Below are 8283 nucleotides of genomic sequence, written 5' to 3' on the forward strand. Positions count from 1 at the left end.
GGAGGCCAGGAGCTGAAGCTGGAGGGTGAAACCCCGGTTCAGGCAGGCTCTTTTACGGCCGGTGCGGACTGGAAGGAGGTAAGCTTTTCCAAAACCGTGGAAGGCCGTTACCTGTGCCTGGAAGCGCTGAACAGCCAGCAGCCGGGTGACCCCCTGAGCACGGTAGCGGAGCTGGAACTGACGGGCGCTGATGGTAGGGCCCTGCCCACCACGAAGTGGCAGGTCGTGTACGCCAGCAGCGAAGAGGTGACCTCGGCCAACCACAGCGCCGACAAGCTGTACGACCTGCAGGAATCCACCTTCTGGCAAAGCCAGTCGGTAGGAGCGAAGCCACAGCATCCCCACCAGGTAGTGATCGACCTGGGCGAGGTGCGATCCATCAGGGGCTTCCGCTACCTGCCCCGGTCGGACAAGCGCAGCGAGGGCATGCTTAAGGACTACAAGCTGTATTTCAAAACCAGCCCCTTTAAGTTTTAAGAACATCAGCAGTGAACACTTACTTATAGCCCGCCGGTCTCCGGCGGGCTTTTTGTTTGACAAAAAGCCTTTCCCGTTCCTGAGGGATGCCGCTCCCTTCTTCCAAGCCGGTGAAATAGTCCCCTTGGCGGAAAAAGAAGGGGTAAAACACGAAAAACCCTCCTTTTTAGCCGAAAAACCCTCCATCCGTGCCCCCGGACCACGGTACTTTAGCCGCCTCTCCCGGGAACACAACCCGTAACGCTTGATAAAAAATGCTTGTATATGATGAATGCCCCGCTTTCTTCGTCTCCTATTTTCTGTTCACTTATAAACACAATACAATGAACCATTGCTTGCAAACCGGTAAGTACCCGCCTTGCCCGGAGGTTTTTGGCAAAAACCTGACTAAGCGGTACCCGCTCCTGTTGCTCCTGTTTCTTTCGCTCCTTTCCCTGCCGGCCCTGGCCCAGCAAACCGTGACCGGCCGCGTCACGGGCGGCGATAGCGCCCTGTCCGGTGTGACCGTACAGGTAAAAGGAACCGCCACCGCCACCCAGACCCGGGAAGATGGCTCCTTCTCCATCAACGCCCCGGCCGATGCCACCCTGGTATTCAGCTCGGTGGGTTTTCAAAATAAAGAGGTAAAGGTGGGCAACCAGTCCAGCCTGACCGTAACGCTGGCGGCCGGCGCCAACCAGATGAACGAAGTCGTGGTGGTAGGCTACAGCACCCAGAAAAAGGCCACCCTCACCGGCTCGGTTTCCGAAGTGAAGGGCGCCGACCTGGTGAAAAGCCCCCAGCCCAACTTGTCCAACTCCTTTGCCGGCCGCTTTTCCGGCGTGATCATCAACAACCGCAGCGGCGAGCCCGGCTACGATGCCTCCAGTATCTCCATCAGGGGCCTGGCCACTACCGGCAACAACGACGTGCTGGTAGTAGTAGACGGCATCCCCGGCCAGATCGGCGGACTGGACCGCCTGGATCCCAATGACGTGGAAAGCGTGACCGTGCTGAAGGACGCCTCCGCCGCCATCTACGGCAACCGGGCCGCCAACGGCGTTATCCTGGTGACCACCAAACGCGGCAAAACGGGCAAGCCTTCCATCAACTACAGCTTCAACCAGGGCTTCAGCTCGCCAACCCGCCTGCCCAAAATGGCGGACGCGGCCACCTATGCCCGCATCATGAACGAGATCAACTACTATGCTTCCCCCGCCAACGGCCTCAACCAGGCCTATACCGAGGAGCAGATCCAAAAGTTCAGCAACGGCTCCGACCCCCTGAATTATCCCAATACCGACTGGACGGACGCGGTGCTGAAGAAAACGGCCCTGCAAAACCGCCAGAACCTGTCGGTCAACGGCGGTACGGAAAACGTCAAATACTTCCTGTCGCTGGGAACCGTTTCCCAGGACGCCCTTTATAAGAAAGGCATTACCGAATACAAGCAGTATAACTTCCGCTCCAACGTGGACGCCACCATCACCAAGCGCCTGAAGGCCAGCCTCTCCCTGTCGGGCCGCCAGGAGAACCGCCTGTTCCCGGCCTCCGGGGCCGGCGACATCTTCCGCTCCATTTACCGGGCAAAGCCGATCGTGGCGCCTTACTACCCCAACGGCCTGCCCACCACCGGCATCGAGAACAGCAACCCGGCAGTGCTGGTGACCGATGCCGGCGGCACGGTACGCAACCCCTCGCAGGTGTTCAACGGCATCCTGAAGGGCAGCTATGCCATCCCCGGCCTGGAAGGCCTGTCCGTGGACGGCTTTTATTCGGTGGACGTGCTGCACAATTTTTCCAAAAGGTTCTATACCCCGTACAACCTGTATAGCTACGACGCGGCCACCAACACCTATAAAAACGTGGTCACGGGCGGTTCGGCCGGCAAAGCCACCCTCACCCAGGCCCAGGAAAACCGCAGCCTGGTCACCTCCAACGTGAAGCTGAACTACGTACGCCAGCTGGGCAGCCACAACATCAACGCCTTTGTGGGCTACGAGCAGAGCACGACGCACTCGGAAACCTTCGACGCTACCCGCCTGAACTACCCGACGACGCAAACTCCCGAGCTGTCGCAGGGCGGCACGGCCGCTACCGACCGGAATAACACGGGAAGCAGCTACAACTTTACCCGCAGGAGCATCATCAGCCGCATCGCCTACAACTATGCCGAAAAGTACCTGCTGGAAGGCCAGCTGCGGGCAGACGGCTCCTCCACCTTTGCGCCCGGCAACCAGTGGGGCTACTTCCCCTCGGTTTCCGCCGGCTACCGCATCTCCAAGGAAGACTGGTTCGACAACAACGTGGTCAACGACCTGAAGCTGCGGGCCTCTTACGGTACCCTCGGCAACGACAACGTCGGCCTGTTCCAGTACTTTCAGAACTATTCCATCCGGGGCAACTATGTGCTGGCCACTACGAACGGTAACAGCATCGTGCCGGGCATCGACCTGATCAAGCTGGCCAACCCCGCCATTACCTGGGAGGTGGCCAAAAAGCTGGACGTGGGCCTGAACGCCTCCTTCCTGAAGGCGTTCAACCTGGAATTCATCTACTTCCAGCAGAAACGCTCCGATATCCTGGCCACCCGCAACGCATCGCTGCCGGCCACCTCGGGCATCGTGAACCCCTACGGCTCCGACCCCCTGGTGCCTTCCGAAAATATCGGCAAGGTCAACAGCAACGGGATCGAAGCCACCCTGGGCTACAACCACAGCGGCTCCTTCAACTGGGGCGCCTCGGGCAACTTCACCTATGCCAAAAACGAGATCGTCTTTATCGACGAAGCTTCCGCTACCCTGGCCCACCAGCGCCAGACCGGCGGCCCGCTGAATACCTACCTGCTGTACAAGGCCATCGGCATCTACCGCACGCAGGAAGACCTGAACAAGTACCCCCGCGTGGCGGGCGCCCAGCTGGGCGACCTGATCTACGAGGACTATAACGGCGACGGCAAGATCACCGCCGACGACCAGGTGCGGACCGACCTGGGCAATATCCCCCAGATCACCTATGGCGCCAACCTCTATGCCGGCTACCGGAATTTCGACCTGTCGATGGTGCTGGCAGGCCAGGCCAAGGTGCGGCAGTACGTGCTGCCCGAAGCCGGCAGCGTGGGCAACTTCTACAGCAGCTGGGCCGACAACCGCTGGAGCCCGACCAACACCGGCGGCACCTTCCCCCGCGTGTCGGACCGTGCCTCCAACGCCATCAGCGGCGGCGCTTTCCGCAATACCTTCTGGCTGAACGATGCCTCCTTCCTGCGCCTGAAAAACCTGGAGCTGGGCTACAGCCTCGCCTCCGGCCTGCTAAAGAAGGTCAATATCGCCGGCGTACGGGTGTATGCCAGCGCCTTCAACCTGTTTACCCTGTCGAAAGTAAAAGACTACGACCCCGAAGGAAGCAGCGAAAGCGGCCAGTTTTACCCGCAAATGCGCATTATCAACCTGGGCGCCAACATTAAGTTTTAAACCGGCAACATCATGAAATTCAACATCAATAAGCAACGCAATATCCTGATCGCCGCCCTGCTGGCGCTTTCAGCCTGTAAGAAGGACCTTTTGGAGATCACCCCCACCGACCGCATTTCGGAGGTGGCCCTGTTAAATGATTCCACCCTTTTTCAGAACTACGTCATCAACCGCTACATGGGCGTACGCCTGGCCAACAAGGAAGGGGAGGGGACGCCTCCCGGTTTCGGCCGCGGGTTCGAGTATGCCCTCTGGAGCTCCCTGACCGACGAGTCGATCTACAACAACGACGACGATACCTGGCTGATCCAGCGCGGCCAGCTGGCACCGGAAAATACCGGCATCGCCGGCACCTTCTGGGGCAGAAGCTACCGCAGCATCCGGGAGGTGAACTTCGCCCTCGCCCACATCGCCGAAGTGTCCATGAGCGCCGGCCTGCGGGAGCGGCTGACCGCCGAGCTGAAGTTTATCCGGGCGTTTCGCTACCACGACCTGATCCGCAACTACGGGGGCGTGGTGCTGGTGGGCGACGCCGTGGGCGAACTGACCGACGACCTGGCCGACCCCAAGCTGTTCCAACGCTCCTCTATTAAGGAAAGCATTGACTACGCAGTGGCCCAATTGAATGAAGCGGCCGCGGCCCTTCCCGCCAACAACGACAACAGCTGGGCCCTGGGCCGGGCCACGAAGGGCGCCGCCCTGGCCCTGAAATCGCGGCTGCTGCTGTACGCCGCCAGCCCGCTTTATAGTGCCGGTACCTGGGCCGATGCGGCCGCCGCCGCCAAAGCGGTGATGGACCTGAACAAGTACAGCCTGTTCCAGGGCGGCTACCGCGAGCTGTTCCTGACCGACCAGAACCCCGAGGCCATCTTTGAGCGCCTGTACACCTACGGCGCCCCCCACGTGCGGACGGAGATCGCCAACGGTCCCAACGGCTATAACGGCTGGGGCGGCAACGTGCCCCTGCAAAACCTGGTGGACGACTACCGGATGGCCAACGGCAAGGCGATCACCGATCCCACTTCCGGCTACAACCCGCAGGATCCCTATGCCAACCGCGATCCGAGGTTCTATGCTACCATCCTGTACAACGGCGCCCCCTACCGCAACAGCACGGTGCAGACCTTCCGGCCCGGCGGTAAGGACAGCCCCGACGGACCGTCCAACTGGAACTCTTCCAAGACCGGCTATTACCTGCGCAAGTTCATGGACGACACCAACCCCATCGACAACCCCTGGGAAGTGGCGGGACGCCAGCCCTGGTTCTATATCCGTTACGCGGAGATTCTGCTGAACTACGCCGAAGCCCAGAACGAGGCCGTGGGCCCCGATGCTACCGTATATGCGGCCATTAACAGCATCCGCCGGCGCCCCTCGGTGAACATGCCCGACGTGCCGGTAGGCCTGTCGCAGGCGCAGATGCGGGAGGTAATCCGCAACGAGCGCCGCGTGGAGCTGGCCTTCGAGGAGCACCGCTTCTATGACGTGCGCCGCTGGAAGATCGCCGAAGTCACCGAGAACGTCCCCGCCTACGGCATCAACATCACCAAGACCGGCAATACCTTCACCTATGCGCGGAAGGTGGCGCTGGAAGGCCGGAGCTTTGCACCGAAGCACTACTGGCTGCCCATCCCGAGGGCCGAGATCCAGGCTTCCGGCAACAAGCTGCCGCAGAATAAGGACTACTAATCACCGTATACCCGGTAATTATCGGCAGGGGCCCCACTCACTACAGGAATCGTATGGATGGGGCCTCCTGTTTTGCTTTATCTTTCCACCCCTCCTACAAACGAACCTATTTACATGAGAACCCTTTTTTCCCTTTTCCGTTTTCTTTTTTGGGTAGCCTTGCTGCCGGCGCTTCCGGCCGCAGCCCAGCTGTCGGGCAAGGTGACCCTCTTCAACAGCGACTGGATGTTCCATAAAGGCGACCTGCCCGGCGGGCAGCCCACCGGAGCAGCCGGTAGCGACTGGCGTACCGTGGACCTGCCGCACGACTGGAGCATCGAGGGGCCCTTCAGCGACGAATGGGCCAGCGCCACGGGCTTCCTGCCCGGCGGCATCGGCTGGTACCAAAAAGAATTTAGGGCCCCCGCCGCCTGGAAGGCCCAAAAGGTGTTTGTTTATTTCGACGGCGTGTACAAGAACAGCACGGTCTGGATCAACGGCCACCTGCTGGGCCACCGTCCCAACGGTTTCCTGGCCTTCCAGTACGAGCTGTCGCCTTACCTGAAGTTCGACGGTCCCAACGTCATTACCGTCAAGGCCGACCACAGCCAGTTTGCCGACTCCCGCTGGTACACCGGTTCGGGCATCTACCGCAACGTGTACCTGCTGGTGAAAGCGCCGCTGCACCTGGCGCAGTGGGGCGTGCAGTTTACCACTCCCGAAGTGTCGGCGCAGCGGGCAAAAGCCAACGCCCGGGTGTCGGTGGTGAACCGTACGGGCAAAAAAACGACCGCCACGGTAACGGCCAAGCTGGTGGATGCGGCCCGCAGGCCTGTGGCAACGGCCACCCGGCCGCTCACCCTTCCGGCCGGCGACAGCCTGGTCGTGAACCTGCCCCTGGCGGTAGCGAATCCCCGCCTGTGGTCGGTGGACGACCCGCACCTGTACACCCTGTCGGTGTCGGTGAGCGCCGGCGGGAAAGTGACCGATGAATGGACCGAGCCCGTAGGGATAAGGTATTTCCGGTTCGATGCCCGCGAAGGCTTTTCCCTGAACGGCCAACCCCTTAAATTAAAAGGCGTATGCCTTCACGACGATGCCGGCGCCCTGGGCGTAGCGGTACCCGAAGCGGTATGGCGGCGGCGGCTGCAAACCCTCAGGGAAGGCGGCAGCAACTCCATCCGCATGGCCCACAACCCGCATGCGGACTACCTCTATAAGCTGTGCGACCAGATGGGCTTTTTGGTGATGGACGAAGCCTTTGACGAATGGGAGGAAGGCAAGAACAAGTGGATCAAGGGCTGGAACGCCGGTACGCCGGGCAAGGACGGCTACCACCAGCATTTTAAGGAATGGGCCGCCACCGACGTCAAAGACATGATTTTAAGAAACTACAACCGCCCTTCCATCATTATGTGGAGCATCGGCAACGAGATCGATTACCCCAACGACCCCTATTCGCACCCGGTGCTGAGTACCGGCCGCAACCCGCAGATCTACGGGAGGGGCTACGAGGCAAGCCGCCCGCCCGCCAGCCGCCTGGGCGAACTGTCCGCCCAGCTGGTGCAGGTGGTGAAAGCCCAGGATACCACCCGCCCCGTGACGGCCGCCCTGGCCGGCGTGGTCATGTCCAATACCACTTCCTACCCGTCGAACCTGGATATCGTGGGCTATAACTACCAGGAGCACCGCTACGCAGAAGACCGCGCCGCCTACCCCGACCGCGTCATTTACGGCAGCGAGAACGGCATGCAGCTGAGCGCCTGGAATGCCGTGGACTCCAACCAGTCGATCTCCGCCCAGTACCTGTGGACCGGTATCGATTACCTGGGCGAGGCCGGCCGCTGGCCGGAGCGCAGCAACCGGGCGGGCCTGCTGGACCTGGCGGGTTTTCCCAAGCCCGAATACTACTTCCGCCAGAGCCTGTGGGCCGAACAGCCGATGATCTACATCGGCAGCGCCCCCGTTCCCAAATCGGAGGACCGCGGCGTGTGGAGCCACAAGCAGGCGTCGCCCCACTGGAACTGGAAACAAGGCGATACCGTGCGGGTCAACTGTTTTACCAACTGCCCCGAAGCCGAATTGTTCCTGGACGGCCGCTCCCTGGGCCGCCGCTCCATGGCGGCCGCCCGCAACCGCATCCTGCACTGGGACCTGCCCTATGCTCCCGGCATGCTGACCGTAAAAGGCTATGCCGCCAACGGCAAAACCGTTACCGATACCCTGCGCACCTCCGGTGCGGCCGCGGCGCTCACGGTTCGCGAAGAGGGAACCCCGTCTAAGGACGGCCTGCGCCACCTGGCCATCCGGGTAGTGGACGGGCAGGGCGTTCCGGTCTACACCGCGGAAGACGAGATCACCGTTTCCCTGGAAGGGGGCGCAAAACTGCTGGGCCTGGAAAGCGGCAGCTCCCAGAGCCATGAGGACTACCGCTCCGGCAAGCGCAAAGCATTTCATGGAAAGCTCCTGGCCTACGTGCAGCTGGCAAACGGAACAAAGCCCGTAAAAGTGACGCTGACCGCGCCGGGCCTGCAACCGGCGGAGGTGGTGCTGCGGTAACCTCAGCCTCACCCCCGGCACACCTCACCCCCGGCCCCTCTCCATCTGGAGCTACCGTTAGGACACATCTTTTGCTGAGGACGGTACCGGGAAGCCCGCAGGGCTTCAACAAAAGTAGCCCCGGGTG

Annotated in this window: 4 protein-coding genes; all 4 read left to right on the forward strand. The window is 61.3% G+C overall.

Annotated features, from left to right (window positions below; genetic code table 11):
- Nucleotides 1-477: discoidin domain-containing protein (locus tag V9K67_RS26550; protein ID WP_336728080.1), on the forward strand; the 477-nt coding region annotated here is incomplete at its 5' end.
- 323 nt (nt 478-800) lie between these two features.
- A complete protein-coding gene (locus V9K67_RS26555; RefSeq protein WP_336728083.1) occupies nt 801-3929 on the forward strand; it encodes a SusC/RagA family TonB-linked outer membrane protein in 3129 nt (1042 codons plus the stop codon).
- A 12-nt stretch (nt 3930-3941) separates the two neighbouring features.
- Nucleotides 3942-5618, forward strand: coding sequence for a RagB/SusD family nutrient uptake outer membrane protein (locus V9K67_RS26560; protein ID WP_336728085.1), 1677 nt, complete (start codon nt 3942-3944; stop codon nt 5616-5618).
- Nucleotides 5619-5732: 114 nt separating this feature from the next.
- The gene (locus V9K67_RS26565; RefSeq protein WP_336728087.1) at nt 5733-8156 is read left to right on the forward strand and encodes a glycoside hydrolase family 2 TIM barrel-domain containing protein; all 2424 of its coding nucleotides are present in this window, start codon (nt 5733-5735) and stop codon (nt 8154-8156) included.
- The last annotated feature ends 127 nt before the right edge of the window (nt 8157-8283 follow it).

It is taken from the genome of Huijunlia imazamoxiresistens (assembly GCF_037132455.1).
Taxonomy (GTDB): domain Bacteria; phylum Bacteroidota; class Bacteroidia; order Chitinophagales; family Chitinophagaceae; genus Flavisolibacter; species Flavisolibacter imazamoxiresistens.